This is a genomic window from Aerosticca soli, from assembly GCF_003967035.1.
GTDB lineage: Bacteria > Pseudomonadota > Gammaproteobacteria > Xanthomonadales > Rhodanobacteraceae > Aerosticca > Aerosticca soli.
The window spans coordinates 2,512,872-2,538,659 of record NZ_AP018560.1; the positions used below are offsets into that span (position 1 = coordinate 2,512,872).

The following is a 25,788-nucleotide window of genomic DNA, read 5'->3' on the forward strand; positions in this document are numbered from 1 at the left end:
GCCATGAAAAACACGCTGCCCACCGCCGAACAGATCGCGCTGGACTGGAAGAACAACCCCCGCTGGGCCGGCATCCGCCGCAACTACACGGCCGAGGACGTGGTGCGCCTGCGCGGCACCGTGCCGGTCGAGCACAGCCTGGCGCGCCTGGGGGCCGAGAAACTGTGGCGCTCGCTGCATCAGGAACCCTTCGTCAACGCGCTCGGCGCGCTCACCGGCAACCAGGCCATGCAGCAGGTCAAGGCCGGACTGAAAGCCATCTATCTCAGCGGCTGGCAGGTCGCCGCCGACGCCAACCTGGCCGGCGAGATGTACCCGGACCAGTCGCTCTACCCGGCCAATTCGGTGCCAGCCGTGGTCAAGCGCATCAACAACACCCTGCTGCGTGCCGACCAGCTGCACCATGCCGAGGGCAAGGACGAGATCGACTGGCTGGTGCCGATCGTGGCCGACGCCGAGGCCGGCTTTGGCGGCGTGCTCAATGCCTTCGAGCTGATGAAGGCGATGATCGAGGCCGGTGCCGCCGGTGTGCATTTCGAAGATCAACTGGCCAGCGTGAAGAAGTGCGGCCACATGGGCGGCAAGGTGCTGGTGCCCACCCGTGAGGCGATCGACAAGCTCACCGCCGCGCGCCTGGCCGCCGACGTCTGCGGCGTGCCCACGCTGATCGTCGCACGCACCGATGCCGACGCGGCGGATTTGCTCACCGCCGACATCGACGACAACGACCAGCCGTTCCTGACCGGCGAGCGGACCGTGGAAGGCTTCTTCCGCGTGCGCGCGGGCCTCGACCAGGCGATCAGCCGCGGGCTCGCCTACGCGCCCTATGCCGATCTCATCTGGTGCGAGACCAGCAAGCCCAACCTGGAGGAAGCGCGTCGCTTCGCCGAGGCGATCCACGCCAAGTTTCCCGGCAAGCTGCTGGCCTACAACTGCTCACCGAGCTTCAACTGGAAGAAGAACCTCGACGACGCCACCATCGCCAAGTTCCAGCGCGAGCTCGGCGCGATGGGCTACAAGTTCCAGTTCATCACCCTGGCCGGCTTCCACAGCCTCAATTACGGCATGTTCGAGCTCGCCTACGGCTATGCGCGCTCGCAGATGAGCGCCTTCGTGGAACTGCAGGAAAAGGAGTTCGCCGCCGCCGCGCGCGGCTTCACCGCCGTCAAGCACCAGCGCGAAGTCGGCACCGGCTACTTCGACCAGGTGACCCAGGCGATCCAGCAGGGACAGTCCTCGACCACCGCTCTCGAAGGCTCGACCGAAACGGCCCAGTTCGCCGTGGCTTGAACACCGGCCGCCAGAAGGGAGAAAACGGGGGAGAAGAAAAGGCCAGCCCCGGTATCAGCGGGAGGGGGAGGGGACTGATACCGGGGCGGCGGGGCGACGGTTTCATTAAAAAACCGGCCGGTGCATATATTAGCGGCCACGGCCCGAAAGTCAACCCCGAAAACCTTCAGAAACGCCGGTATTGCAGGGCCTCGGCCAAGTGCGTCCGGTCCAGCAGCGGCGCGCCGCCGTCCAAGTCGGCGATCGAACGGGCCACCCTGAGCACGCGATGGTAGGCCCGGGCCGACAGGCCGAGCCGCTCGAGCGCGGCCTCGAGCCAACGCCGTTCCGCGGCGCCCAGGGCGCAGTCGCGTTCCAGCTCACGCGGATTGATCTCGGCATTGGCGCGCCCGGCCCGTATCAGCCCATGCTGGCGGGCCTTCAGCACCCGGGCACGGACCGTGGCCGAGTCCTCGCTCGGCGCGGCCGCAAGCTCGCCGAGCGGCACGCGCGGGACATCCACCACCAGGTCGATGCGGTCGAGCAGCGGCCCGGAAATACGTGCCCGGTAACGCTGGATCTGGTCGGGCGTGCAGCGGCAGGTGCGCTGCCCGTCTCCCGCATAGCCGCAGGGACACGGATTCATCGCCGCGACCAGCTGGAACTGCGCGGGGAAGGTCGCCTGGCGGGCCGCGCGTGAAATCACGATACGGCCGGATTCGAGCGGCTCGCGCAGCACCTCGAGCACGTGCCGGCTGAACTCGGGCAGCTCGTCGAGAAACAGCACGCCGTGATGGGCGAGGGAAATCTCCCCCGGCCTGGGTTGTGAGCCGCCACCGACCAGGGCTACCGCCGAGGCGGTGTGGTGGGGCGCGCGAAAGGGTCGGCGGCGCCAGAGCCCGGGGTCGACGCGCTGGCCGGCCACCGAGCGCACCGCGCAACTTTCCAAGGCTTCGCTTTCGCCCAAGGGCGGCAGGATGCCCGGCAGGCGCTCGGCCAGCATAGTCTTGCCGGTGCCGGGCGGGCCGACGAGCAACAGATGATGCCCGCCCACGGCGGCGATCTCCAGGGCACGTCGCGCCTTGGTTTGGCCGCGCACGTCGGCGAGATCGGGCAACGGCGGCGCGTCATCGACGCCGATGGCGGGCGTGGGCGCGGGCAGGTCGTCGCCGCCGCGCAGCCAGCTGCAGACTTCGGAAAGATGGCCGGCCACACGGACATTGGCGCCGGCGACCAGCGCCGCCTCGCTGGCATTGGCCCGCGGCACCACGATCGAGCGCCCCCGGGCACGCGCGCGCAGCAGCGCAGGCAGCACGCCCGGCACGCCGCGCAACTCACCCGAAAGGGCCAGCTCGCCCAGGAATTCGCAGGCGTCTAGCCTCTCGCGAGGCACTTGTCCGCCGGCGGCGAGAATACCGAGCGCGATGGCGAGATCGAAGCGTCCGCCGTCCTTGGGCAGCTCCGCCGGCGCCAGATTCACGGTGACCTTGCGGCTGGGATATTCGAAAGCCGTGCTCTGGATCGCCACCCGCACACGGTCGCGCGCCTCGCGCACGGCCGCTTCGGGCAAGCCCACGATGTGCGTGCCGGGCAAACCGCCGGAAAGGTGGACTTCCACCATCACCTGCGGCGCCGCCACACCCTCCTGCGCGCGGCTCAGGATGATCGCCAGGCTCATCCGATCCAGCCCAGCGATCCGTCCGGGAGGACGTCATCCATGGCTGACATCGCGTCTCCAGCACCAAACCTGCTGCGAAAAACAACCGCCCCCGATCGTTCTCGGGGTGAGGGTGACGGATCGGGGGCGGCTCCCGGGAGCTAGCTTTCAAGGCCTCCCGCGGGTCAGCTCGGCTTCGAGCCTGGCCACTTGCCCTTCCAGCTCCTCGAGTCTGGCGCGGGTACGGGCCAATACCTGGCTTTGCACGTCGAACTCCTCACGGGTGACCAGCTCGAGGCGACGCAATCCCTGCATCAGGACATCGCGAAAGTTGGCGCGGAGATCCTCTTGCGCCTGAGCCAATCCTGGCGGAACCAACGAAGCGAGTCGCAGGGCAATTTGGTCGATGTCCCGCCTGTCCATCATGGAAGGCACCTCGCGCTCGTCGGGAACAAGTCTAGGCAAGGGGACCCAAGGCGCACCATCGGCATGCTCCAGCAGAATGTGTAGGCGTTTTCTTATAGCTGCAGCGGCGCATGTGGCCAAGCGCGACGGGCCAAGGGCACAATGCCGTAGCGTCGCATGGCGCTGCTCAGATGAGGCATTCCATGAAAATGGTCGTGGCGGTGATCAAGCCGTTCAAACTCGACGACGTGCGCGAGGCGCTCGCCGACGCCGGCGTGCAGGGCATCACGGTAACCGAAGTGAAGGGTTTCGGCCGCCAGAAGGGGCATACCGAGCTCTACCGCGGGGCCGAGTACGTGGTCGACTTCCTGCCCAAACTCAAGCTCGAGGTGGCCGTCACCGACGCCCAGGTGGAGCGCGTGGTGGAGGCGATCGCCCATGCCGCGCGTACCGGCAAGATCGGCGACGGCAAGATCTTCGTCAGCGACCTCGTGCAGGTGGTGCGCATCCGCACCGGCGAACTGGACGCCGACGCGCTTTGACGCGCGGGTTTCAAGACTTGGCTTTGCCCTGGTTGGCCACCGCGGCCATCTTGGCGGCGATCTCGGCCGGGTCACCCAGGTAATAGTGACGCAGCGGCTTGAGCGCTGCGTCGAACTCGTACACCAGCGGCACACCGTTGGGCACGTTGAGCTCGACGATCGCCTCGTCGGAGATGTCGTCCAGATACTTGATGAGCGCACGCATGGAATTGCCGTGCGCGGAGACCAGCACGCGCTCGCCGGCGCGGATGGCCGGGGCGAGCACGTCGTGCCAATAGGGCAGCACGCGGGCGACGGTGTCCTTCAGGCACTCGGTGTCGGGAATCAGCGACGGATCGAGCTTGGCGTAGCGCGGGTCCTTGAGTGCGGGGTTGTCGGCGCGCTTCATCGGCGGCGGCGGCACGTCGTAGCTGCGCCGCCAGATCTTGACCTGCGCCTCGCCGTACTTTGCCGCCGTCTCGGCCTTGTTGAGGCCGGTCAGCGCGCCGTAGTGCCGCTCGTTGAGCCGCCAGTCGGTGTAGACCGGCAGCCACATCTGGTCGAGCGCATCGAGCACGCCCCACAGCGTGCGCACGGCGCGCTTGAGCACCGAGGTATGTGCCACGTCGAAGGCGTAGCCTTCCTGCTTGAGCAGGCGGCCGGCCTCCAGCGCCTCGGCCATGCCCTGTTCGGACAGATCGACGTCGGCCCAGCCGCTGAAGCGGTTTTCGAGATTCCACTGCGACTGGCCGTGGCGGATCATGACGAGCTTGAACATGGCGGCGACTGGATGCGTATGGAAACCGCCGCATGGTGGAGCGGATGACCGCGCCCCGTCAATCGCTCCGCGCGAAGACCGCTCAGCGCAGGCTCATGCGATACAGCAGGCCGTCGCGACGGATGTAGTGGTGCCACAGCGCGGCGGCGGCATGCAGGCCGATCACGCCGTAGAACACGTTGCCGAGCACCTCGTGGATTTCCTCGCAGGTTTCGGCGAGGCCCGGCGACGGCCCGACCAGGCGGAACGACCAGTCCAGCCCGGCCAGCACCACCGGCTTGTCGTGCAGGTTGAAGATGAGGATGCCGAGCAAGGGCTGCACCACCACGAAGGCATAGAGCGCCACGTGCACGATGCGGCTCAACCAGTCCAGCAAGGGACCGCTCGGCACCGGCGGCGGCGCACCGCGATAAAGGCGCCAGAGGATGCGCAGGATCGAGGTCACCAGCAGCAGACTGCCGGCCCAGATGTGCACGTTCATCCACAAGGTGCGGCTGGCGCTGCCGCGCGGCCCGCGCACCTCGATGGCGAGATAGGCCAGGGCGACGAGCAGAAAACTCAGCCAGTGGAAGATCACGCTGAGGGTGTCGTAGCGGGGGGAAGCAGGTACGCGCTCTTGCATGGCCAGTCCTTCTGGAATCACCGAAGCATGCCTTCAACGTGTCATGCGCGGCTTAAGGCGTGCTTTTGCTGCGACATTCAGTCCCGCAACCAGTCGCGCGGTTTGAGGTATTCAGCCAGCCGCGCCTCCGGCGAACCCGGCTGGGGACGGTAGTCGTACTCGAAACGCACCAGTGGCGGCAAGCTCATCAGGATGGATTCGATACGCCCGCCCGACTGCAGTCCGAACAGCGTGCCGCGGTCGTAGACGAGGTTGAACTCCACGTAGCGGCCGCGCCGATAGAGCTGGAACTGCCGCTCGCGTTCGCCCCAAGGCATATCGCGGCGGCGTTCGGCGATCGGCAGATAGGCATCGAGGAAACCCTGCCCCACCGCGCGGGTGAAGGCGAAGCAGCGCTCGAAACCGCCCTCGTTCAGATCGTCGTAGAACAGGCCGCCGACGCCGCGCGTCTCGCCGCGGTGCTTCAAGTAGAAATATTCATCGCACCAGCGCTTGTAGCGCGGATAGACCTCTTCGCCGAACGGCGCGCACAGATCGCGCGCCACCGTATGCCAGTGCACGACGTCCTCTTCGAAGGGGTAGTACGGCGTGAGATCGAACCCGCCGCCGAACCACCACACCGGCGCCACGCCGGGCTTGCCCGCCTCGAAGTAGCGCACGTTGGCATGGGTGGTCGGCACGTAGGGGTTTTTCGGATGCAGCACCAGCGACACCCCGGTGGCGATGAAGCGTCCACCGGCAAGCTCGGGGCGATGGGCGGTGGCGCTGGGCGGCAGCGGCGAGCCCTCCACGCGGGAGAAATTCACGCCGGCCTGCTCGAACAGCGCGCCGCGCTTGAGTACCCGGGTCCGTCCCCCGCCGCCGCCGTCGCGGCGCCAGGCGTCCTCGACGAAGCGAGCGCCGCCGTCCAGCTGCTCCAGGGCGCGACACAACGCGTCCTGCAGGTCGCAAAGGAAGGATTCGACGCGGTCGGCGGATGCGCTCATGATTCGACAGGCGGCAGAAAGTCCCGGGCGGCCAAGCTTAACCCGGCTGCGGTGCCGACTCGCTGGCGAGGGCGGCATGCTGCCGCTACGCTGTCCCGATAAGGATGAGACCCGTCGCGGTGGTCTTGTCTTTCCGTGCACGGCGCGAAGCGTTACCGTCGTGAAAAATCGGGAGATCCATCCCCCTCACCCCCGGAGCCCTCTCTTGAATGTGAAGCTGCCACGCTGGTGCGTGCTCATCCCTTGCCTCAATGAAGAGGCTGCCATCGCCAAGGTGGTCAATTCGGTGCTCGCGCTCGGCGTGCCGGTGATCGTGGTGGACGACGGCTCGGAGGATCGCACGGCCGAGATCGTCGGCGCGCTGCCGGTGACGCTGATCCGCCATCCGCAGCGCATGGGCAAGGGTCAGGCGCTGCGCGACGGCTTCCGCGAGGCGGTCAAGCAGGGCTACGAGGCCGTGCTGACCATGGATGGCGACGGCCAGCATCTGGCCGCGGACATTCCGCGCATCCTCGCCGCCGCGCGCCGCTATCCCGACCACATGGTGATCGGCGCGCGGCTGCTGGACAAGGAGCATCAGCCCAAGGGGCGCCGCCGGGCCAACGCCTTCGCCGACTGGGGCATTTCCTGGGCCTGCGCGCAGCCGGTCGCCGACACCCAGAGCGGGCAACGCTGGTATCCGCGCGCGGCACTGGAACTGGTCGACCTGCCGGCGCAGAACTTCGTTTTCGAAGCGGCGATCCTGATCGCCGCCTCGCGCGAGAAAGGCATGGGCGTGGTGTCGGTGCCGATCGCCTCACGCTATCAGCAGGATATGCGCCGCAGCCATTTCCGGCCGATCCGCGACGTCCTGCGGATCACCGCCTACACCGTCGGCCGCGTGCTGCACTACGGCCACGTGATCCGCAGCTATCAGCTGGCCCATGGCCGGCCGCCGTTGATCCTCGACGAGCCGGTGCTGGACGGCCCGGTCACCGTGACCGGCTGAAAGCCGCCACGGCGGCGGCCATCAAGGCTTTTCCTTGCGCGGCCGGCGCCAGCCGGGCACGCTGCGTTGCGGCGCACGGCTCAAGGTGAGCGCCCCCTCCGGCGCTTCGCGGGTGATCGTCGAGCCCGCACCGATGGTGGCCCCCGCGCCGATCGTCACGGGCGCCACCAGGGCGCTGTTGGAGCCGATGAAGGCGTCGTCGCCGATCACCGTGCGGTGCTTGGCGGCGCCGTCGTAGTTGCAGGTGATGGTGCCGGCACCGACGTTGACGCGCGCGCCGAGTTCGGCATCGCCGAGATAGCTCAAATGGTTGGCCTTGGTCTGCGGCCCCAGCCGGGCCTGCTTGGTCTCGACGAAATTGCCCACGTGCACGCCCTCGGCAAGCACGGTGCCCGGGCGCAGGCGCGCAAACGGGCCGATGACCGCGGCGCCCTCGCAGATCGCGCCATCCAGATCGCAATGCGCGTGCACCACCGTGCCGGCGGCGAGCGTCACGTCCTTCAAGCGGACGAACGGCCCGATGCGCACGTCGTCGCCGAGCGTCACCCTGCCCTCCAGGATGACGTCCACGTCCAGCTCCACGTCGCGTCCGGTGCGGACGTGGCCGCGCACGTCCACCCGCGCGGGATCGGCCATGCGCACGCCGGCGTCGAGCAGTTCGCCGACGCGCCGCGCGCGATAACGGGCCTCCAGCGCGGCGAGCTGCCGCGGGTCGTTGGCGCCGGCCACCTCGTCGGCATCGGTGCATAGCACGCTCGAGGCGGGATCGCCCTCGGCGGCGGCCTGGGCGAAGATGTCGGTCACGTAGTACTCGCCCTGGGCGTTGGCGCGATCAAGCCGGGCGATCCAGCGGCGCAGGCGATCGGCCGGGGCGATGAAGATGCCCGTGTTGACGAGGTCGATGGCGCGCTGCGCCGCATCGGCGTCCTTTTCCTCCACCACCGCCTGCACGCGGCCCGCGGCATCGGTCAGCACCCGGCCGTAGCCGTGTGCATCGCGCATGCGCGCCGTGAGCAATGCCAGCGGAGCCTGGGCATCGACGAGCGCGGCGAGGGTCTGCGGCCGGATCAGCGGCACGTCGCCGTAGAGCACCAGCACGCGTGCCGTGTCGGGCACCTGGCGCAGCGCCTGGCCCACCGCGTGGCCGGTGCCGAGCCGCTCGGCCTGCAGCACCCAGTCCACGTCGCCGGCATCGGCGAAGGCCGTGCGGACCTGCTCGCCACGGTGGCCGTAGACCACGTGGATGGCGGCCGGTGAAAGCGCGCGCGCCGCCTCGAGCACATGGCCGAGCAGCGGCCGGCCGGCGAGCGGCAGCAGCACCTTGGCGCGCGCCGAGCGCATCCGCTTGCCCTCGCCGGCGGCGAGGATGACGACATGCAACGGCCTTACGACGTCCATCGGGCAACCCGTACGCAAAAGCAGCGACGAAGGATAACAGCGCGCCTCAGTCGCGCTTGGGCGCGGGTTTCAGATCTTCGAGCTGCGGGCTGTAGGCTTGGATGAAAGCATTGCGCAGCACGCCGTAGATGGCCGCTCCCACGCCCAGATGCTTGTCATCGATGCGGCCATGGATGGGAATGCGCGTGGCGAATTGGTCCTTCTGCTGGTTCTTGAACAGCGCGGTGACGGTCTGCGCCACCGCCTCCCAGGCCGCGCGCAGCGGGTTCTCGCCCTCGCTCACTTCTTTCCAGCTGAACACCTTGACCCCGTGCAGCAGCGGCTTGGCGTAACCATCGAGCACACCGTCATGGGCCTCCAGCTGCATGACGAAATCCCCTTCCCCGCCCTCGAAATCGAGCCCGGCATAGGCGCGGGCGATGTCGTTGAGCTTGGGTAGCCGGATGTCGCGGATCTCGAGATTGAAATCGAAATCCTGCGGCTGGCGCTCCAGGGGATCGAAGCTGGCGGTGAGCTTGAGCGGCGCGTCGCCGAGCACCTTGGCCTGGGCGTTCAGATGCGCCACCCGTCGCCCCTCCCGGCGGTCGGCATTGGTCAGGTTCTGCGCCGTGCCTTCGACGTCGGTGAGCCGCGCGTCCACTCGCGGGCGGCTGATGAAGTTCTTGAACGTGACCTGGCTGCGGTGCACGCGCAGCTCGTCGATCCGCATGGGGAGTAACAGCTGCAGCTTGTCGCGCCAGTCCACGCCACGGCCGTACTGGGTGTCGCTCTCGTCGCGGCCGTCGACGAAGTTGAGGCTGGCCTGATCGAACTCGACCTCGCCACGCAGGCGGCCGCGGCTCAGCGCGCGCCAGCTGAGCGCGATGTCGGCGGTCGCCACGGAGAAGAACGGCACCGGCACCTTGCCGGTCACCTTTTCGATGCGCAGATCGTGGATGGTGTAGGCGCCCCGCCACAGATGCACGTCGATCTCCTCGACGTGACCGTGGTAGTCACCCATGCGGTCCATCTTGCGGTTGAGATAGGTCTGCAGCACGGAAGGCAGCGCGAGCCGCGCCACCAGCAGCACGACGAGGATCCCGCCCGCCACCATCCAGGTACGTCGCCAGCGCGTTTTCATGGACACTCTCCCCTTCGATCAGCAAGCGCACACTAAAAGCCGCGCCGTGGTGACGGCGTCACGCGGCAGGTCGAGCGCTCAGCCTGACACGCTGCCGCGACCCTGCACGCACTGGAATGCGAAAACATAGACCAGACTGAACGGCCGGACCTCGTCGTCCACCCGATGGCTGTTGCCCTGGGCATCGGCCGCCCAGCGCTCGATGTGCAGCGGCTGGAAGGTCCACTGCAAGGCCGCCTTGCGCGTCGCGGCGATGTAGAGGCGGCGGACCGGGTCGGCCTGCGCCTCGTCGGCCACGCGTACCTCGCGGACCCGGCCTTCTTCATCGACGATCAACTGCGCGCGCACCTCGACCAGCGGCGGACAGGCGGCCAACAGGGCTGGCGGGTACTCCGGCATGACCTGCCCGAGCAAGGCGGCGCCGCTCGACACCTGCCCCAGCGCCAAGGTATAGCGCGCGATGCCGGCATCCGGCACCCGCCGATAGGACGCCGAGGCCGATGTCGACGGCGCGCCGTAGCGGGTTCCGGCACAACCGGCCAGCGCGGCAAGCAAGGTGAACGACAGGCCGAAAGCGGAGAATCGGCACACGCGCGGGCTCCCTGTCTGCTGCGTGAGCCATGCAGCCTAACCCTGCCGTATCGCCATGGCAAAACGCCGGCGCGAGGCCGGCGTGCCATGGTGCCGATGCGGCAGGTTTTTAGTGCTTGAGCGTGCGGCGCAGGCGTTCGAGGGCCTGCAGCTGGGTGATCGCCGCGGCCAGCTTGGCCTGGGCCTCGGCAATCTCGATCTCGCCGCCACGGTTGGCCAGGGCGTCCTCGGCCTCGCGCTTGGCGCGCAGGGCGGCCTCCTCGTCGATGTCCTCCGAGCGCATGGCGGTGTCGGCCAGCACGGTCACCTGCTCGGGCTGCACCTCCAGAATGCCGCCGCCCAGGATCGCGATGTCCACCTTGCTGCCGTCGGGCTGGGTCACCACCACCTTGCCGGGCTTGAGCCGGGTGATCAGCGGCGCGTGGCGCGGCGCGATGCCGAGTTCGCCGAGTTCGCCGGTAGCCACCACCAGGGTCGCCTCGCCCGAGTAGATCTCGGCTTCGGCACTGACCACTTCGACGCGCAGGGTATGACTCATGGTTGGATTCTCGAATTCGAGGACATCGGGGCGTTGCGGACCGGCGGATCGGGAAAGGACGGCCTGCGCCATGCCGACTCGGCCCTTTCCCTCTTGATTGACGGGTATGCGGGCTCTCGCTTACGCGGCCTTCTTCGCGCCCATGTCCTCGGCTTTCTTGAGCACTTCGTCGATGCCGCCGACCATGTAGAAGGCCTGCTCGGGCACGTGGTCGAGCTCGCCCTCGACGATCATCCGGAAGCCGCGGATGGTCTCCTTGAGCGGCACGTATTTGCCCGGCGCGCCGGTGAACACCTCGGCCACGTGGAACGGCTGGCTGAAGAAGCGCTCGCATTTGCGCGCGCGATAGACCACCAGCTTGTCCTCCTCGGAGAGTTCGTCCATGCCGAGAATGGCGATGATGTCGCGCAGTTCCTTGTAGCGTTGCAGCGTGCCCTGCACCTTGCGCGCGACTTCGTAGTGCTCCTGCCCCACCACCTGCGGATCGAGCTGGCGGCTGGTGGAATCGAGCGGATCCACGGCAGGATAGATGCCGAGCGCGGCGATGTTGCGCGAGAGCACCACGGTCGCATCCAGATGCGCGAAGGTGGTGGCCGGGGACGGGTCGGTGAGGTCGTCGGCCGGCACGTAGACCGCCTGGATCGAGGTGATCGAGCCGGTCTTGGTCGAGGTGATGCGCTCCTGCAGCACGCCCATCTCCTCGGCCAGGGTCGGCTGGTAGCCCACCGCGGAGGGCATGCGGCCGAGCAGCGCGGACACCTCGGTGCCGGCCAGCGTGTAGCGGTAGATGTTGTCGACGAAGAACAGCACGTCGCGGCCCTTGCCGTGCTCGTCCTTCTCGTCGCGGAAGTATTCGGCCATGGTGAGGCCGGTCAGCGCCACGCGCAGGCGGTTGCCCGGCGGCTCGTTCATCTGGCCGTAGACCATCGCCACCTTCGATTCGGGCAGGTTGTCCAGCCTGACCACGCCGGCCTCCTGCATCTCGTGATAGAAGTCGTTGCCCTCGCGGGTGCGCTCGCCGACGCCGGCGAATACCGACAGACCCGAGTGCTGGGTGGCGATGTTGTTGATGAGTTCGAGCATGTTGACCGTCTTGCCGACGCCGGCGCCGCCGAACAGGCCGACCTTGCCGCCCTTGGCGAACGGGCAGATGAGGTCGATGACCTTGATGCCGGTCTCCAGGAGCTCGTTGGCGATCGCCTGGTCGGCGTAGGACGGCGCCTCGCGGTGGATCACCCAGCGCTCCTCGGCCTCGATCGGTCCGACCTCGTCGATCGGATTGCCGAGCACGTCCATGATGCGGCCCAAGGTGGCCCGGCCGACCGGCACCTTGATGCCCTCGCCGGTGTTGCGCACGGCCAAGCCGCGGCGCAGGCCGTCGGTCGAACCCAGCGCGATCGTGCGCACGATGCCGTCGCCCAGCACCTGCTGGACCTCGAGGGTGATGTCGGTGCCATCGATCTTCAGCGCGTCATAGACCTGCGGCACCTCATCGCGCGCGAATTCGACGTCGATGACTGCGCCGATGATCTGTACCACTTTGCCCTGGCTCATGGGATGTGCTCCGAATGGATTCTTTTTTAAGGGTTCTGCGAAAAGCGCCACCGCAGCGTCGCTTCATTTAAGTTAAGCCGGCAACCCTCGGCGGGTTGCCTTTCGGATCTCTCTTGCGATCTCGAAGACCGCCTCGCCGCGACCGCCACCACGCAGGCTCGCGGTCGATCAATCACACTGCCGCCGCGCCGGCGACGATCTCGGAGATTTCCTGGGTGATCGCCGCCTGCCGTGCCTTGTTGTAGATCAGGGTCAACTCGTCGATGACCTTGCCGGCATTGTCCGAGGCCGCCTTCATCGCCACCATCCGCGCCGCGTGCTCGCCGGCGAGGTTTTCCAGCACGGACTGGTAGACGATGGATTCGACATAGCGGCCGAGCACGTGCTCGAGCACGGTCGCCGGATCGGGCTCGTAGATGTAGTCCCAGGCGTACGCGGTTTCCAGCTTGAGCCCCTGCGCGGGATAGCTCGGCGTGGACGCCGCCTGCCCCGCGTCGGCCGTCAATTCCGCGGCGGCCACCGGCAGCGGCAACAGCGCCTGCACGGTCGGCCGCTGGGTCATCGTATTGATGAAGTCGTTGTAGGCCAGGAACACCCGATCGACGGTCCCCGCGGCGTAGGCATCCAGCACCACCTTGATGACGCCGATCAGCTGCTCGAGCCGCGGGCGCTCACCGAGCTGGGTCACGCTGCCTATCAACTGCACGCCACGGATGCGGCGGAAGAACTGCACGCCCTTCTGGCCGATCGCCAACACGTCCACGGCCACGCCCTTGTCCTGCCATTCGCGGATGGCCGGCAGCAGACGCCTGAACAGGTTGGAGTTGAGTCCGCCGCACAGGCCGCGGTCGGTGGTGACGACGACATAGGCCACGCGCCGCACGTCCTTGCGCTCGGTCAGGAACGGATGGCTGAAGTCGGTCTGCGCCTGGGCGACGTGCGCGACCACCTTGCGCATCGCGCGCGCATAGGGCCGCGCGGCACGCATCATGTCCTGCGCCTTGCGGATCTTGGACGCGGAAACCATCTCGAGCGCACGCGTCACCTTGCGCATGTTCTGCGTGCTTCGGATCTTGCTCTTGATTTCGCGTCCGCCTGCCATGTGCTTACTCGCTGTGCTCGCTGGGGAACCCGGATGGAAATACCTGAAAAACGAACCGGGGCTTGCCTGGGGTATCGCCGATTTTATTCAGCGATACCTGTCTGGGGCAGGATGCCCGCATGGACCCCAAGGCCGTAAACCTCGATTCATGGAGCGCGGCGCGGGCGTGTACCGCGCCGCAGTGAGTTGCGATTTCCGATGCGCTCTCTGTCCCCGCCTCTTGACTCACCAACTGCCGGTCTTCTTGAACTCGTCGAGCCCGGCCTTGAACACCGCCTCGATGTCGTTGTTCCAGTCGCCGGTGGCGACGATGCGCTTCATCAACTCGCCGTGGTTCTGGTGGAAGAAGGCGTGCATGGCCTTTTCGAACGGCAACACCTGATTGACCGGCAGATCATCCAGATAACCCTTTTCGGCCGCATAGAGCGAGAGCGCGAGCTCGGCGATGGAAAGCGGCGAATACTGCGGCTGCTTCATGAGCTCGGTCACGCGCTGACCGCGATCGAGCTGGGCGCGCGTGGCGGCGTCCAGATCGGAGGCGAACTGCGCGAACGCGGCCAGCTCGCGGTACTGCGCCAGGGCCAGCTTCACGCCGCCGGAGAGCTTCTTGATGATCTTGGTCTGCGCCGCGCCACCGACGCGCGAGACCGAGATGCCGGCATTCACCGCCGGACGGATGCCGGCATTGAAGAGGTCGGTTTCCAGGAAGATCTGGCCGTCGGTGATCGAGATGACGTTGGTGGGCACGAAGGCCGAGACGTCGCCGGCCTGGGTCTCGATGATCGGCAGCGCGGTCAGCGAGCCGGTGCGGCCCTTGACCTCACCGTTGGTGCACTTCTCGACATAGGCCTCGTTGACGCGCGCGGCGCGCTCGAGCAGGCGGCTGTGCAGGTAGAACACGTCGCCCGGATAGGCCTCGCGGCCTGGCGGACGGCGCAGCAGCAGCGAGATCTGCCGGTAGGCGACCGCCTGCTTGGAAAGATCGTCGTAGACGATCAACGCGTCCTGGCCGCGATCGCGGAAGTATTCACCCATCGCGCAGCCGGCGTAAGGGGCGATGTACTGCAGCGCCGCCGATTCGGAAGCGGAGGCGACGATCACGATGGTGTTGGCCAGCGCGCCGTTCTCCTCGAGCTTGCGCACCACGTTGGCGACCGACGAACGCTTCTGGCCGATCGCGACGTAGATGCAGAAGATGCCCGAGTCGCGCTGGTTGATGATCGCGTCCACCGCGAGCGCGCTCTTGCCGGTCTGGCGGTCGCCGATGATCAGCTCGCGCTGGCCGCGGCCGATCGGGATCATCGAGTCGACGGCCTTGTAGCCGGTCTGCACGGGCTGGTCGACGCTCTTGCGCCAGACCACGCCGGGAGCGACCTTCTCGATCGGCGACGTCAGCTTAGCGGCGATCGGCCCCTTGCCGTCGATCGGGTTGCCGAGTGCATCCACCACGCGACCGAGCAGTTCCGGCCCCACCGGGACCTCGAGGATGCGGCCGGTGGTCTTGGCGATGTCGCCCTCGCGCAGGTGCTGGTACTCGCCCAGCACCACCGCGCCGACCGAGTCGCGCTCCAGATTGAGCGCCAGGGCGAAGGTGTTGCCGGGCAGCTCGATCATCTCGCCCTGCATCACGTCGGCCAGGCCGTGGATGCGCACGATGCCGTCGGCGACGCTGATCAGCGTGCCTTCGTTGCGCGCTTCCGCACTGAGCTTGAACTGCTCGATGCGCTGGCGGATCAGCTCGCTGATCTCGGAGGGGTTCAAACTGGTGCTGGACATGATCGTATTCCCGAAAGGTTGAAGCCTTTAAGACGCCGGATCACCGCGCTGCGGCGCATGCGCCGCGTGGCGCCGGCGTGCGGTCCGTTAATGCATCAGCGCGCCCGCCAGCCGCTCCAGGCGTCCGCGGGCCGAGCCGTCGATGACCTCGTGGCCGGTGTCGATCACCACGCCGCCCATGAGCTCGGGGTCGACCTCGCAGGCAAGTTCGATGTCGCGCCCGTAGCGGCGCTTGAGGGCCTGCCGCAGGGACGCGGCCTGTTCCTCGGTCAGCGGCATCGCCGAGGTCACCTTGACCAGGAGCTTGGCCTCGGCCTCGCGCCGGTAGGTCTCGAAGAGCGCAGCCACTTCCGGCAGCAAGGCCAGCCGGTGCCGCGAGGCCAGCTCGTGCAGCAGGCGCGCGAACGGCGAATCGGTATCGACGCCGGGCGGCAGATGCAGCGCGACCAGCTGCTCGGGCGTCACCCGCGGATCGTCCGCCAGGGCCGCCACCTGCGGATCGCTCGCCACGGCCGCGGCAAAGGCGAGATAACCGGACCACTCGCCCAGGGCATGCGCCGCCCGCGCGGTCTCGAAGGCGGCGCGGGCATAGGGACGCGCAAGGGTGATGACCTGTGCCATGCCTTACATCCCGGAGACGAGCTGATCGAGCATTGCCTTGTGCGCGTTGGCGTCGATCTCGCGCTGGACGATCTTTTCGGCGCCCTGCACCGCCAGCCGTGCGACCCAGGCACGCAGTTCCTCGCGTGCCTGCTGCTGCATGCTCGCCACCTCGGCCGCGGCCGCCGCCTTGATGCGCTCGCTTTCGGCGGTCGCCTCGGCGCGCGCGGCCTCGATCATGCCATTGGCCTGGGCCTGCGCCCGTTCGATGATCTCCGCGGCCTGCTGACGCGCGTGGCGGATTTCCTCGGCGACGCGGGCGTCGGCATCTTTGAGCTCGGCGCGCGCCTTTTCGGCCGCGGCCAGCCCCTCGGCCACCTTCTTCTGCCGCTCCTCGATCGCACGATTGATCGGCGGCCAGATGTAGCGGGTGGTGAACCAGACCAGGATGGCAAACGACACCAGCTGGCCGAAAAAGGTCAAGTCGATATTCATGCGCGTTCCGTGGGCCCGACGGCCTCAGCGACATCCACCACGGCAGCCCTCTCTCAAGAAGCGTGCCGCGGCGGCATGGGGTCAATGACCGAGATTGAGCAGCGCGCCCGCCAGCGGGTTGGAGAACGCGAACAGCAGCGCCACCGCCAGACCAATGATGAACGAGGCGTCGATGAGGCCGGCGAGCAGGAACATGCGGCCCTGCAGCAGCGGCACCAGCTCGGGCTGACGCGCGGCCGACTCGAGGAATTTCGAGCCCATGATGGCGATGCCCAGACAGGCGCCCAGCGCACCGAGGCCGATGATGATGCCGATCGCGATCGCGGTCAGGCCCTGCACGTGTGCGTAAAGTTCCATGCTGCTCTCCTGTGGATTTTCAGTCTTTAAGGGTGGGTCAAGCGAAAAGGACGGCCCGGCACTGTATCAGTGATGCTCGTGGGCGATGGCGATGTAAACCACCGTCAGCATCATGAAGATGAAGGCCTGCAAAAGGATGATGAGGATGTGGAAGATCGCCCACGCGGTGTTGAAGATCACGCCGGGCACGAAGCTCAGCCAGCTGGCGAACAGGCCGGCGATCAGCATGAACACCAGCTCGCCGCCGTACATGTTGCCGAACAGTCGCATCGACAGCGACACCGGCTTGGAGAAGTATTCGATCAGGTTGAGGCCGAGATTGGCCGGCGCCAGCAGGATGCGCGCCACGATGCCGTGGGCGTGGAATGGCGCGGTGAGCAGCTCCTTGCCGAAGCCGCCGGCGCCCTTGGCCTTGATGCCGTGGGCAAAGACCAAGATCAGCACCGCCACGGCGATCGCCAGCGTGGTGTTGAGATCGGCTGTCGGCACCCAGCGGAAGAAGGTGTGATGGGCCGCCTCTTCACCGGCGACGTGCTTGACGAGGAACCCCGGCGCGTCCAGCGGCAGCAGGTCCATCGCGTTCATGAAGGCGACCCACATGAAGATGGACAGTGCCAGCGGCGTGACCGTGCGCCGGTCGCCGTGGAAGGTGTCCTTGACCTGGGTGTCGACGAACTCGACGATCAGCTCGACCAGCGCCTGCCCCTTCGAGGGCACGCCGGCGGTCGCGCGCCGGGCCATGACCCAGAACCACAGGCAGAACAGTGCCCCCAGCAGCGCCGCCACGACCAGCGTATCCAGGTGGATGCGCATGAACGGACTGCTGCCATCGCCCAGCACCAGCGTGTGGTGGGTGAGATGGTGCGTGATGTAGGCGGTCAGCCCACCTTGCGGTTCACTCGCCATGTCGCTCAACCCTTGAAGTCTCTCGAAATCCACACCTGCGCCGCATAGGCCGTCACCAATCCGGCGATGATCGGGAGCGGCGGCAGGCGCAACGGCCCCAGCATCACCACCAGCCCGCCGATCAACACGGCCCAGCGCACCGCCATGCCCAGCAGCAGCCTGCCCAGCACCACGGCGGCGCCTGACGGCGCGGCGAACAGGTTGACGGACAGCAAAGCCGTTCCCGCCGTGACCAGCCCCGCGGCCACCATCGCCGCCGCTGCAGCGCGCGCCCCCATGGGAAGGAACGCCACACCCACCAGTACCGCGGCGATGGTCTGCCGCGCCAGAACCCGACGGGCCAGCCGCCGACCGGACGCAAGACTATTGAACACTGGAGTATCCGCCGCGCGGCTGGTGTCCGCCCCTCGACTCATGGCAGGCCACGCTGAGTCGAAAAAGTATATCAGCCCGGCTTTTTGAGCGACAAGCCGCCGCGGTGCGGCAACTTGTCCGCCGCTGCAAACACAAAAAAAGCCGGCCCGAAGGCCGGCTGGCTGGCATCGCAAGAGGGGGAGGGACGATGCCGGAAAGGGGGAGCGGTGGAATCAGGCGGCGGCCTTGCGCGCCTCGGTCAGCGGCACGGTCGCGGCATCCTTGGCGGCCTGTTGCTGCTGCTTGGCCAGCTCGGCAAGGGACTGGGCCGTACGCTGGGTGACGGCGAACACTTCGCGGGCCACGTTGACGGCGCGCTCGGCACTGTCACGGTTGAGGGCCATGCCCTTCTCCCACAGGCCGCGCAGGCCGTCGGCGGTACGCGTCTCGGTGGCCGCGGCGAGGAAATCGCCAGCCAGGGTGGACTGCTTTTCCAGCGCGTCCAGCTGCAGGTCGGCGATCTGCTCCAGGCTCTGCAGGGTCAGGGCCTGTGCCTTGAACACGCTCTCGACGAGCTGGCAGGCGTAAGAGAAAAGCTGGGTGTTGAGTTGCGGCTGAGCCATGGTGGGTTACCTCCCGGTTGAATGACTTGGCTGCACTCTAACGCACTTCATTGTGCATTGCAACATGTCGTCAGGCGATCAGCAGGTAGACGCCGAATCCCAGCACCATCAGCAGAAAAATCGGCGTGAACAGCCGTTCCATGCGGCGCTCGTCGATGAGCCCGAGCAGATGCGGAGCGATGAAGGCGCCGGCCGTGGTGCCCACGCCGAGCAGCAGCACCCGCAGCCAGTCGACATGACCGAGGTGCAGATGCCCGGCGAAGCCGGCCAGCGCCAGCACCAGCAGCACGAACACGGAGGTGCCGGCGATTTCCGCCGCCCGCAAGCCCAGCAACTGCAAGCCGGCCAGGATCGGCGGCGTGCCGCTGATGCCGAGCAGGCCGGCCATGACGCCACCCAGGAGACCGAAGCCCGCGGCCAGGGCATCGCGGCCCGGCGTCGAACGCGGCGAGTGCGGCGCGGGCTCACGCGCGGGGGCCGCGTGGACGTGGCGACGCCGCCAGCGCGCGCGCAGCATGAAAAAGCCCATCACCAAGAGGAACAGCGCGAAGCCCTTGCGCGCCACGGGCTCGGGAATCACGGTGGTCAGCCAGGCGCCGAGCAGCGCGCCGATCACGCCGCCACCGGCCATCCACCGTCCGATCGGCCAATGCACGTGGCCGCGCCGGTGATGGGCATAGGCGGCGACCAGGGTCGTCGGCACGATGGTGGCGAGCGAGGTCGGCACGGCGATCTCGAGCGGCATGCCGAACCCGGCGGTGAGCAGCGCGACATAGAAAATGCCGCCGCCACCGCCGAGCAGCGCGACCAGGGCGCCGATCAGAAAGCCGGCCAGCGGCAGCAGGAGGAGCGCAACCATGCCGTCGAGGACTATTCCACCGTTACCGACTTGGCCAGATTGCGCGGCTGGTCGACATCGGTACCGCGCAGCACGGCGACGTGGTAGGCGAGCAGCTGCAGGGGAATGGTGAACACCGCCGGGGCGATGAAGTCGCCGCCGGCGTCCACCCGGATCAGCGCGCCCGTTCCCGGCGTCTCGTCCATGCCGGCGCGGGTGTCGGCGAAGACGAACAGCTCGCCGCCGCGGGCGCGCACTTCCTGCAGGTTGGACTTGAGTTTTTCCAAGAGCGGGCCGCTCGGCGCCACCGCCACCACCGGCATGGATTCGTCGACCAGGGCGAGCGGACCATGCTTGAGCTCGCCGGCCGGATAGGCCTCGGCGTGGATGTAGGAGATCTCTTTCAGCTTGAGCGCGCCCTCCAGCGCCACCGGATAGTGCACGCCGCGCCCCAGGAACAACGCATGCTGGCGCGGCACGAAACGCGCGGCGAGCTCGGCAATGGCCGGCTCCAGCGCGAGCGCATCGTCGATCGCCCGCGGCAGATGCATGAGCTCGGCGCACAGGGCGGCATAGCGGTCCGCGTCGATCCCGTTGAGGCCGGCCAGGCGCAAGGTGAGCAGCGCCAGCGCGGTGAGCTGGGTGGTGAAGGCCTTGGTCGAGGCCACGCCGATCTCGGGGCCGGCCCGGGTCATCAGCTTGAGATCGGCCTCGCGCACCAACGAGGATTCGGGCACGTTGCACACCGCCAGCGTGCCGCGGTAACCGCGGCGCCGCGCCTCGCGCAGGGCGGCCAGGGTGTCGGCCGTCTCGCCGGACTGGGAGATGGCGACGAACAGCGTGTCCGGCGGCACCACCACGTCGCGATAGCGGTATTCGCTGGCCACCTCGACGCTGACCGGCAGGCGCGCATGCGATTCGATCCAGTACTTGGCGACCAGTCCGGCGTGATAGCTGGTGCCACAGGCGACGATGTGCAGGCCGCGCACCGTGGCCAGCACCTCGTCGCCGCCGACGCCGAACACGTTGGGCAGCACGCCGTGCGCATGGATGCGCGCCTCCAGCGTGTCGGCCACGGCGCGCGGCTGCTCGAAGATCTCCTTCTGCATGTAGTGCCGGTACTGACCGCGCTCGACCGCATCGGCCGAAAGCTCGCTCTCGTGCACGGCGCGCTGCACGAGGGTGCCGTCGATGGCAAAGATGTGCACGCTCTCGCGAGTGATCTCGACGACGTCGTCCTCTTCCAGATAGATGATGCGCGGGGTCACCTGGATCAGCGCCTGCGCATCGGAGGCGAGGAAGTTCTCGCCGATGCCCAGGCCCACCAGCAGCGGCGCGCCGCGGCGCGCGCCGACCACGCGGCCCGGCTCGTCGCGGCTGATCACGGCGATGGCATAGGCGCCTTCCAGTTCGCGCACCACCGCCTGCACCGCTTCGCGCAGCGAAATGCCGTCGTGCAGACGCGCATCGATCAGTGCGGCGATGACTTCGGTATCGGTCTCGGAGGTGAACACATGCCCGCGCGAGGAGATCTCCGCACGCAGACGGGCATAGTTCTCGATGATGCCGTTGTGCACGATCGCCACCCGGCCGACGATGTGCGGGTGGGCGTTGGCCTCGCTGGGCACGCCATGCGTGGCCCAGCGCGTGTGTGCGATGCCGGTGCCGCCGGGAATGGGATCGGCCAGGTACAGCGCCTCCATCTCGCGCACCTTGCCCTTGGCGCGCACGCGGCGGATCACGCCGCCGTCGAGCACGGCCAGGCCCGCCGAGTCATAGCCGCGGTATTCCAGGGCCTTGAGTCCCGCGATCAGGAGCGGGGCGACGTCGCGCTGGGCGACGGCGGCAACGATTCCACACATGGGAGAGACTTCCTTCGAAAAAAGTTGGCAGCCGAAGGCCGGCCTGCGCTTAGTGCACCTTGCGGCGCAGGTAGTTCAAAAGATCGATGCGGGTGATGAGGCCCAGGAACCGCTCGCCGTCGACGACGATGGCGACGTGGCCGCGGTCGAACACCGGCAGCAGCGCCTCGATCGGCGAGCGCACGTCGAGCTTGTTCAGCGTGGTGATCATCGCGGTGGCGACCGGATCGCGAAAGCGCGATTCGTCGGCGTGCACATGCATCAGCACGTCGGATTCGTCGATGATGCCGACCAGCCGGTCGCCGTCCATCACCGGCAGCTGCGAGACGTCGTAGAGCTTCATCCGTGTGTAGGCGGTGGTCAGCGGCTCGTCCGGGCCGACCACCACGGTGTCGCGCCGCGCGAACGGACGCAGCAGCAGGTCGCGCAGGTCGCCGTGCCGTTCGCGTTCGATGAAGCCGTTGTCCAGCATCCAATAGTCGTTGTACATCTTCGAGAGATACTTGTTGCCGGTGTCGCAGACCAGGCTCACCACGCGCTTGGGCTGCGCCTGCTCGCGGCAATACCTGAGCGCCGCGGCGAGCAGCGTGCCGGTGGAGGAGCCGCCGAGCACGCCCTCGCGCAGCAGCAATTCGCGCGCGGCGAGGAAGCTTTCCCGGTCGGCGATGGCATAGGCCTTCTTCACCCGGCTGAAGTCGCTGATGGTGGGGAGGAAATCCTCGCCGATGCCCTCGACCATCCAGCTGCCGGATTTTTCCGGCAGCGTGCCCTCGTTGATGTACTGCGCCAGGATGGAACCGACCGGATCGGCCAGCACCATCTCGGTGTGCGGCGAATGCTCGGCGAAGAAACGCGACAGCCCGGTCAGCGTGCCGGAGGAGCCGCAGCCGACCACCACCGCGTCCACGCGGCCGTCCATCTGCTCGAGGATCTCCGGGCCGGTGGTCTCGTAGTGCGCACGCGGGTTGTCGGGATTGCCGAACTGGTTGATGAAATACGCGCCCGGCGTCTCACGGGCGATGCGCGCGGCCAGATCCTGGTAGTACTCCGGATGCCCCTTGCCGACATCCGAACGGGTCAGCACCACCTCGGCACCCATCGCCTTCAGGTTGAATATCTTTTCGCGGCTCATCTTGTCCGGCACCACCAGCACCAGCCGATAGCCCTTGGCCTGCGCCACCAGCGCGAGGCCGATGCCGGTATTGCCGGCGGTGCCCTCGACCAGGGTGTCGCCGGGCTTGATCCGGCCGGCCTGTTCGGCGCCCTCGATCATCGACAGGCCGATGCGGTCCTTGATCGAGCCGCCGGGATTGGCGTTTTCCAGCTTGAGGAAGAGCTCGCAGGGGCCGGCATCCAGCCGCTGGGTGCGCAGCATCGGCGTGTGGCCGATGAGTTCGAGGATGCTGGCGTGGATGCTCATGGAAACTCCGGACGGGCCTTGGCCGGCCATGATACTCAACCCAATCCCACCGCCGGCTTTCGAATCGGCGGCGGCCCGGACGCGCGTGTACGCCTCCGGGCCGCCTTCAGGTGACAGGGAAAACCGCAGATCAATGCGGCTGGGGCGCACGCGCCTGCCACATCTTTTCGAGGCGCTCCTTGGCGTGCAGTTTTTCCTTCTTCATGCCGGCCAGGGTGACGTCATCGATCGGCAGGACGCCGATCTCGGCATCGTGCACCTTGCTGTCGAGCTCCTGATGATGCAGGTAGAGCCGGCGGAACTCGGCATCGGCCTTCATCAACGCCTCGAGGGCATCGCTCTGCTGGTTTTCGAACATGTTCGACCTCCTCGCGTTGCAGATGCGGGCGCGGCCCCCGCGCACCCGTGCGAAAGTTGCGGCCATGCACACGCCTGCCAAGGCCCGCAGGGCGATGGCAGATCATGGACGAGGGAATGGGCGGCATGGCTGGGGCGTCTTTCCCCCGCGGCAAGTACCCGCGGGCGAGTCCGACGCTACTCTCAGGCCCCCGGCCTTGCAAGGCGCCGGCGGGAGGCGCCGGAAGCCCAGGCCAAAGTCACCTCTCAGCGAAAACGCGGCGCCCGTCAGGGGCCGTTGTCGGCGGGCTTGGCCGCGTCGCCGCCCTGCACTTGTGATCGCAGCAGCTTGGCGGCCTGCGCGGCGAGCTCGGCCTGGCGCTTGGCCGCCTTGGCCAGCCGGCTCTGGGCCTCGGCCAACTGGCGCGCCTGCTCGGCCGCCTGCGAGGCGGCCAGTCCCTGCAGCCGCAGCCGCTCGGCCTCTTCCTGCGCCATCTGATACTGCATGCGCTGGAATTCGAGCTCGCGCTGCGCCGCCTCGGCGTCGATCTGCGCGCGCTCGAGCACGAGCTGGGCATGTTCGCGGTCCAGCTGGGCGATTTCCTGTTGTATTTCGGCAAGCTCGGCGGCGGCGCGGGCCTGATCGACGCGCCGCTCGGCGATGTAGAGGGCGTGCGGGCGGTCCTTGGAGCTGGCCTGCGCCAGGCGCTGGATGGCCTCGCGGGCGAGCGCCTGTTCGGCCTGCGCATACATGCCGAGCTTGGGATCGCCGGCCAGCTGGGTGAGGCTGTTGTCGAGCCGGGCCACGTCCATGTCCTCCTTGGCCTGCACGGCCAGGCTGAGGACGAAACCGAGCAGCGCGAGGGCACAGCGCACGGATGTCTTCATGGCTGGTCTCCGGGCAGCGGCTGGGCCGAAGGCGACGATGCAGACGGCGCGGGCGGAGCGGCATCGAGCACGCTCGAAGGCGGTGCGGGCAGGTCCGGCAACGGTTCCGGCGGCGGCAGTGCCGAGGCGGCGCCGGCCGGCGCCTGCCCGGCCAACGCGGCCCGCAGCTGCGCGGCATGTTGTTCGGCCTCGCGGCGCGCCTGGGCGTTTTCCTCGCGCAGGCGTGCGTTCTCTGCCTGCTTGGCTTGCAGTTGCGCGCGCGCGGCGGCAAGCCTGGCCTTCACCGCGGCGAGCATGGCATCGGCACTGGCCTCCTCGGCCAGGATAGTGGCCTGGTCGTAGCGATGCGCGGCCATCGCCGCCTGCGCCTGCTGGAACTTGTTCTGGGCAAAGCCGAGGTCGACCGGCGCATAGTCGCCGGCACCGGCGTCGCGCGCGGCCTGGATCTGCGCCTGCGCCTGGCTCAAGAGACCGTCCGGAGGCGGCACGCTGGCGCAGCCGGCGAGCGCGAGCAAGGCGACGAGGGTCAAGCTGCGCGCCGCCCGGCCGATAAGCTTGCGCGGCAAGCGTACGGCCGGCGGACCAAAGGTGTGCGCCATCGGGCATTCCTCGAACGGTATCGGCCCGTATTGTGGGCAGGCGACAACTTCCATTGCAACGCGCATCCAGGCACAAGGGCATCTCTCCGTGGACATCGGCTATTTCCTGAAACTCATGGTCGACAAGGGCGCGTCGGACATGTTCCTGACCACCGGCGCGCCGGTGAACATCAAGGTCGAAGGCAGGCTCTATCCGCTCGGCAACACCGGCCTGCCCGGCGGCATGGTCAAGAAGATCGCCTATTCGCTGATGGACGAGGGCCAGGTGCCGCAGTTCGAGCGCGATCTGGAACTCAACATGGCGCTGGCGGTGAAGGAGGCCGGCCGCTTCCGCATCAACGTGTTCAAGCAGCGCGGCGAAGTGGGCATGGTGATCCGCGCGATCAAGAGCGAGATTCCCACCATCGACCAGCTGCAGCTGCCGGCGATCTTCCGCGACCTGATCATGGAGCAGCGCGGGTTGATCCTGGTGGTCGGCGCCACCGGCTCGGGCAAGTCGACCACGCTGGCGGCGATGATCGACCACCGCAACGCGAGCGGTCCCGGGCACATCCTCACCATCGAGGATCCGATCGAATACCTGCACCGGCACAAGCGCTCGATCGTCAACCAGCGCGAAGTCGGGCTGGATACGCACAGCTACCACGAGGCGCTGCGCAACGCGATGCGCGAGGCGCCGGACGTGATCATGATCGGCGAGATCCGCGACACCGAGACGATGGAAGCGGCGATCGCCTTCTCCGAGACCGGGCATCTGTGCCTGGCCACGCTGCATTCCAACAATGCCGACCAGACGCTGGAGCGCATCCTCAACTTCTTTCCCGAATCGGCGCACAAGAACGTGCTGATGAACCTCGCGCTCAATCTCAAGGCGGTGATCAGCCAGCGCCTGGTCACCGGCAAGGACGGCCGCCGGCTGCCGGCCACCGAGGTGCTGCTCAACACGCCGCTGATCCGCGACATGATCCGCCGCGGCCAGATCCACGAGATCAAGGAGGCGATGGAGCGCAGCCTGCAGGAAGGCATGCAGACCTTCGACCAGTCGCTCTACCGGCTCTACAAGGAAGGTCGCATCGAGCTCGAGGAGGCGCTGGCCAAGGCCGATTCGCGCGACGGCCTGGCGCTCAAGGTGCGCCTGTCCGAGGGCGCCGGCGAAAACGCCGCGCTGGCCGGGCAGGATCCCTACGGGCTGGGGTTCTGAAGCC

General features: G+C 67.6%; 28 protein-coding genes. 4 read left to right on the top strand and 24 right to left on the bottom strand.

Going from position 1 to position 25,788, the window contains the following annotated elements:
* Nucleotides 1-3: 3 nt before the first annotated feature.
* Nucleotides 4-1,290: an isocitrate lyase gene (gene aceA / locus ALSL_RS11735; RefSeq protein WP_126539392.1), complete on the top strand. Its 1,287-nt coding sequence runs from the start codon at nt 4-6 to the stop codon at nt 1,288-1,290.
* Between the two features lie 166 nt (nt 1,291-1,456).
* On the opposite strand, the gene ALSL_RS11740 is transcribed toward aceA, so the two are convergent.
* Nucleotides 1,457-2,947 carry a YifB family Mg chelatase-like AAA ATPase gene (locus tag ALSL_RS11740; RefSeq protein WP_126539394.1) on the bottom strand — a complete coding sequence of 497 codons (1,491 nt, stop codon included), beginning with the start codon at nt 2,945-2,947 and terminating at the stop codon, nt 1,457-1,459.
* A gap of 147 nt (nt 2,948-3,094) precedes the next feature.
* On the bottom strand, nt 3,095-3,352 hold the full coding sequence (locus ALSL_RS11745; protein ID WP_126539396.1) for an accessory factor UbiK family protein: 258 nt from the start codon (nt 3,350-3,352) through the stop codon (nt 3,095-3,097).
* Between the two features lie 182 nt (nt 3,353-3,534).
* Between ALSL_RS11745 and ALSL_RS11750 the strand changes: the two genes are divergently transcribed.
* Entirely contained in the window at nt 3,535-3,873 is a 339-nt protein-coding gene (locus ALSL_RS11750; protein WP_126539398.1) for a P-II family nitrogen regulator, read from the top strand.
* A gap of 10 nt (nt 3,874-3,883) precedes the next feature.
* Here the strand turns inward: ALSL_RS11750 and gpmA are convergent, their stop codons facing one another.
* The 3 genes from gpmA to hemF all read right to left on the bottom strand — a co-directional run bounded on the left by gpmA (nt 3,884) and on the right by hemF (nt 6,238).
* Nucleotides 3,884-4,630 (bottom strand): 2,3-diphosphoglycerate-dependent phosphoglycerate mutase, encoded by a 747-nt coding sequence (gene gpmA, locus ALSL_RS11755; protein WP_126539400.1) that lies wholly within the window; start codon nt 4,628-4,630, stop codon nt 3,884-3,886.
* An 82-nt stretch (nt 4,631-4,712) separates the two neighbouring features.
* Nucleotides 4,713-5,252 carry a cytochrome b gene (locus ALSL_RS11760; protein WP_126539402.1) on the bottom strand — a complete coding sequence of 180 codons (540 nt, stop codon included), beginning with the start codon at nt 5,250-5,252 and terminating at the stop codon, nt 4,713-4,715.
* Nucleotides 5,253-5,329: 77 nt separating this feature from the next.
* A complete protein-coding gene (gene hemF, locus ALSL_RS11765; RefSeq protein WP_126539404.1) occupies nt 5,330-6,238 on the bottom strand; it encodes an oxygen-dependent coproporphyrinogen oxidase in 909 nt (302 codons plus the stop codon).
* 211 nt (nt 6,239-6,449) lie between these two features.
* Between hemF and ALSL_RS11770 the strand changes: the two genes are divergently transcribed.
* Entirely contained in the window at nt 6,450-7,226 is a 777-nt protein-coding gene (locus ALSL_RS11770; RefSeq protein WP_425479018.1) for a glycosyltransferase family 2 protein, read from the top strand.
* Nucleotides 7,227-7,247: 21 nt separating this feature from the next.
* On the opposite strand, the gene glmU is transcribed toward ALSL_RS11770, so the two are convergent.
* The 19 genes from glmU to ALSL_RS11865 all read right to left on the bottom strand — a co-directional run bounded on the left by glmU (nt 7,248) and on the right by ALSL_RS11865 (nt 24,583).
* Nucleotides 7,248-8,624: a bifunctional UDP-N-acetylglucosamine diphosphorylase/glucosamine-1-phosphate N-acetyltransferase GlmU gene (gene glmU, locus ALSL_RS11775; protein ID WP_126539408.1), complete on the bottom strand. Its 1,377-nt coding sequence runs from the start codon at nt 8,622-8,624 to the stop codon at nt 7,248-7,250.
* Nucleotides 8,625-8,670: 46 nt separating this feature from the next.
* Nucleotides 8,671-9,744, bottom strand: a complete 1,074-nt coding sequence (locus tag ALSL_RS11780; protein ID WP_126539410.1) for an AsmA family protein — start codon at nt 9,742-9,744, stop codon at nt 8,671-8,673.
* A gap of 78 nt (nt 9,745-9,822) precedes the next feature.
* Nucleotides 9,823-10,335: a hypothetical protein gene (locus ALSL_RS11785; RefSeq protein WP_126539412.1), complete on the bottom strand. Its 513-nt coding sequence runs from the start codon at nt 10,333-10,335 to the stop codon at nt 9,823-9,825.
* A 109-nt stretch (nt 10,336-10,444) separates the two neighbouring features.
* Nucleotides 10,445-10,873 (bottom strand): F0F1 ATP synthase subunit epsilon, encoded by a 429-nt coding sequence (locus ALSL_RS11790; RefSeq protein WP_126539414.1) that lies wholly within the window; start codon nt 10,871-10,873, stop codon nt 10,445-10,447.
* Nucleotides 10,874-10,993: 120 nt separating this feature from the next.
* Nucleotides 10,994-12,427: a F0F1 ATP synthase subunit beta gene (atpD, locus tag ALSL_RS11795; RefSeq protein ID WP_126539416.1), complete on the bottom strand. Its 1,434-nt coding sequence runs from the start codon at nt 12,425-12,427 to the stop codon at nt 10,994-10,996.
* A 172-nt stretch (nt 12,428-12,599) separates the two neighbouring features.
* Entirely contained in the window at nt 12,600-13,529 is a 930-nt protein-coding gene (gene atpG / locus ALSL_RS11800) for a F0F1 ATP synthase subunit gamma (RefSeq protein ID WP_126539418.1), read from the bottom strand.
* 225 nt (nt 13,530-13,754) lie between these two features.
* Nucleotides 13,755-15,305 carry a F0F1 ATP synthase subunit alpha gene (atpA, locus tag ALSL_RS11805; RefSeq protein ID WP_126539420.1) on the bottom strand — a complete coding sequence of 517 codons (1,551 nt, stop codon included), beginning with the start codon at nt 15,303-15,305 and terminating at the stop codon, nt 13,755-13,757.
* An 87-nt stretch (nt 15,306-15,392) separates the two neighbouring features.
* Nucleotides 15,393-15,926, bottom strand: coding sequence for a F0F1 ATP synthase subunit delta (locus ALSL_RS11810; protein WP_126539422.1), 534 nt, complete (start codon nt 15,924-15,926; stop codon nt 15,393-15,395).
* Nucleotides 15,927-15,929: 3 nt separating this feature from the next.
* Entirely contained in the window at nt 15,930-16,400 is a 471-nt protein-coding gene (locus ALSL_RS11815; protein WP_126539424.1) for a F0F1 ATP synthase subunit B, read from the bottom strand.
* A gap of 81 nt (nt 16,401-16,481) precedes the next feature.
* Complete coding sequence (atpE, locus tag ALSL_RS11820) at nt 16,482-16,757, bottom strand: F0F1 ATP synthase subunit C (RefSeq protein WP_126539426.1); 276 nt, start codon at nt 16,755-16,757, stop codon at nt 16,482-16,484.
* A gap of 66 nt (nt 16,758-16,823) precedes the next feature.
* Nucleotides 16,824-17,663 (bottom strand): F0F1 ATP synthase subunit A, encoded by an 840-nt coding sequence (gene atpB, locus ALSL_RS11825; RefSeq protein WP_126539428.1) that lies wholly within the window; start codon nt 17,661-17,663, stop codon nt 16,824-16,826.
* A gap of 5 nt (nt 17,664-17,668) precedes the next feature.
* On the bottom strand, nt 17,669-18,037 hold the full coding sequence (locus ALSL_RS11830; protein ID WP_126539430.1) for a hypothetical protein: 369 nt from the start codon (nt 18,035-18,037) through the stop codon (nt 17,669-17,671).
* A gap of 213 nt (nt 18,038-18,250) precedes the next feature.
* On the bottom strand, nt 18,251-18,640 hold the full coding sequence (locus tag ALSL_RS11835) for a phasin family protein (RefSeq protein WP_126539433.1): 390 nt from the start codon (nt 18,638-18,640) through the stop codon (nt 18,251-18,253).
* A gap of 70 nt (nt 18,641-18,710) precedes the next feature.
* Nucleotides 18,711-19,499, bottom strand: coding sequence for a sulfite exporter TauE/SafE family protein (locus ALSL_RS11840; protein ID WP_126539435.1), 789 nt, complete (start codon nt 19,497-19,499; stop codon nt 18,711-18,713).
* Nucleotides 19,500-19,510: 11 nt separating this feature from the next.
* Nucleotides 19,511-21,340, bottom strand: a complete 1,830-nt coding sequence (glmS, locus tag ALSL_RS11845; protein ID WP_126539437.1) for a glutamine--fructose-6-phosphate transaminase (isomerizing) — start codon at nt 21,338-21,340, stop codon at nt 19,511-19,513.
* A gap of 49 nt (nt 21,341-21,389) precedes the next feature.
* On the bottom strand, nt 21,390-22,760 hold the full coding sequence (locus tag ALSL_RS11850) for a pyridoxal-phosphate dependent enzyme (protein WP_126539439.1): 1,371 nt from the start codon (nt 22,758-22,760) through the stop codon (nt 21,390-21,392).
* Nucleotides 22,761-22,890: 130 nt separating this feature from the next.
* Nucleotides 22,891-23,118: an HP1242/YdcH family protein gene (locus ALSL_RS11855; RefSeq protein WP_126539441.1), complete on the bottom strand. Its 228-nt coding sequence runs from the start codon at nt 23,116-23,118 to the stop codon at nt 22,891-22,893.
* 266 nt (nt 23,119-23,384) lie between these two features.
* Nucleotides 23,385-23,984 carry a hypothetical protein gene (locus ALSL_RS11860; RefSeq protein ID WP_126539443.1) on the bottom strand — a complete coding sequence of 200 codons (600 nt, stop codon included), beginning with the start codon at nt 23,982-23,984 and terminating at the stop codon, nt 23,385-23,387.
* The gene (locus tag ALSL_RS11865; protein ID WP_126539445.1) at nt 23,981-24,583 is read right to left on the bottom strand and encodes a DUF4398 domain-containing protein; all 603 of its coding nucleotides are present in this window, start codon (nt 24,581-24,583) and stop codon (nt 23,981-23,983) included. Before ALSL_RS11865 ends, ALSL_RS11860 begins: the two co-directional genes overlap by 4 nt.
* Nucleotides 24,584-24,671: 88 nt before the next feature.
* On the opposite strand from ALSL_RS11865, the gene ALSL_RS11870 reads away from it, so the two are divergent.
* Nucleotides 24,672-25,784 carry a PilT/PilU family type 4a pilus ATPase gene (locus ALSL_RS11870; RefSeq protein WP_161970960.1) on the top strand — a complete coding sequence of 371 codons (1,113 nt, stop codon included), beginning with the start codon at nt 24,672-24,674 and terminating at the stop codon, nt 25,782-25,784.
* The last annotated feature ends 4 nt before the right edge of the window (nt 25,785-25,788 follow it).

What these genes read in the sequence shown, in the direction of transcription:
- aceA (WP_126539392.1), top strand. Translation starts at nt 4, where the DNA reads ATGAAAAACACGCTGCCCACCGCCGAACAGATCGCGCTGGACTGGAAG.
- ALSL_RS11740 (WP_126539394.1), bottom strand. Translation starts at nt 2,947, where the DNA reads ATGAGCCTGGCGATCATCCTGAGCCGCGCGCAGGAGGGTGTGGCGGCG.
- ALSL_RS11745 (WP_126539396.1), bottom strand. Translation starts at nt 3,352, where the DNA reads ATGATGGACAGGCGGGACATCGACCAAATTGCCCTGCGACTCGCTTCG.
- ALSL_RS11750 (WP_126539398.1), top strand. Translation starts at nt 3,535, where the DNA reads ATGAAAATGGTCGTGGCGGTGATCAAGCCGTTCAAACTCGACGACGTG.
- gpmA (WP_126539400.1), bottom strand. Translation starts at nt 4,630, where the DNA reads ATGTTCAAGCTCGTCATGATCCGCCACGGCCAGTCGCAGTGGAATCTC.
- ALSL_RS11760 (WP_126539402.1), bottom strand. Translation starts at nt 5,252, where the DNA reads ATGCAAGAGCGCGTACCTGCTTCCCCCCGCTACGACACCCTCAGCGTG.
- hemF (WP_126539404.1), bottom strand. Translation starts at nt 6,238, where the DNA reads ATGAGCGCATCCGCCGACCGCGTCGAATCCTTCCTTTGCGACCTGCAG.
- glmU (WP_126539408.1), bottom strand. Translation starts at nt 8,624, where the DNA reads ATGGACGTCGTAAGGCCGTTGCATGTCGTCATCCTCGCCGCCGGCGAG.
- ALSL_RS11780 (WP_126539410.1), bottom strand. Translation starts at nt 9,744, where the DNA reads ATGAAAACGCGCTGGCGACGTACCTGGATGGTGGCGGGCGGGATCCTC.
- ALSL_RS11790 (WP_126539414.1), bottom strand. Translation starts at nt 10,873, where the DNA reads ATGAGTCATACCCTGCGCGTCGAAGTGGTCAGTGCCGAAGCCGAGATC.
- atpD (WP_126539416.1), bottom strand. Translation starts at nt 12,427, where the DNA reads ATGAGCCAGGGCAAAGTGGTACAGATCATCGGCGCAGTCATCGACGTC.
- atpG (WP_126539418.1), bottom strand. Translation starts at nt 13,529, where the DNA reads ATGGCAGGCGGACGCGAAATCAAGAGCAAGATCCGAAGCACGCAGAAC.
- atpA (WP_126539420.1), bottom strand. Translation starts at nt 15,305, where the DNA reads ATGTCCAGCACCAGTTTGAACCCCTCCGAGATCAGCGAGCTGATCCGC.
- ALSL_RS11810 (WP_126539422.1), bottom strand. Translation starts at nt 15,926, where the DNA reads ATGGCACAGGTCATCACCCTTGCGCGTCCCTATGCCCGCGCCGCCTTC.
- ALSL_RS11815 (WP_126539424.1), bottom strand. Translation starts at nt 16,400, where the DNA reads ATGAATATCGACTTGACCTTTTTCGGCCAGCTGGTGTCGTTTGCCATC.
- atpE (WP_126539426.1), bottom strand. Translation starts at nt 16,757, where the DNA reads ATGGAACTTTACGCACACGTGCAGGGCCTGACCGCGATCGCGATCGGC.
- atpB (WP_126539428.1), bottom strand. Translation starts at nt 17,663, where the DNA reads ATGGCGAGTGAACCGCAAGGTGGGCTGACCGCCTACATCACGCACCAT.
- ALSL_RS11835 (WP_126539433.1), bottom strand. Translation starts at nt 18,640, where the DNA reads ATGGCTCAGCCGCAACTCAACACCCAGCTTTTCTCTTACGCCTGCCAG.
- ALSL_RS11840 (WP_126539435.1), bottom strand. Translation starts at nt 19,499, where the DNA reads ATGGTTGCGCTCCTCCTGCTGCCGCTGGCCGGCTTTCTGATCGGCGCC.
- glmS (WP_126539437.1), bottom strand. Translation starts at nt 21,340, where the DNA reads ATGTGTGGAATCGTTGCCGCCGTCGCCCAGCGCGACGTCGCCCCGCTC.
- ALSL_RS11850 (WP_126539439.1), bottom strand. Translation starts at nt 22,760, where the DNA reads ATGAGCATCCACGCCAGCATCCTCGAACTCATCGGCCACACGCCGATG.
- ALSL_RS11855 (WP_126539441.1), bottom strand. Translation starts at nt 23,118, where the DNA reads ATGTTCGAAAACCAGCAGAGCGATGCCCTCGAGGCGTTGATGAAGGCC.
- ALSL_RS11860 (WP_126539443.1), bottom strand. Translation starts at nt 23,984, where the DNA reads ATGAAGACATCCGTGCGCTGTGCCCTCGCGCTGCTCGGTTTCGTCCTC.
- ALSL_RS11865 (WP_126539445.1), bottom strand. Translation starts at nt 24,583, where the DNA reads ATGGCGCACACCTTTGGTCCGCCGGCCGTACGCTTGCCGCGCAAGCTT.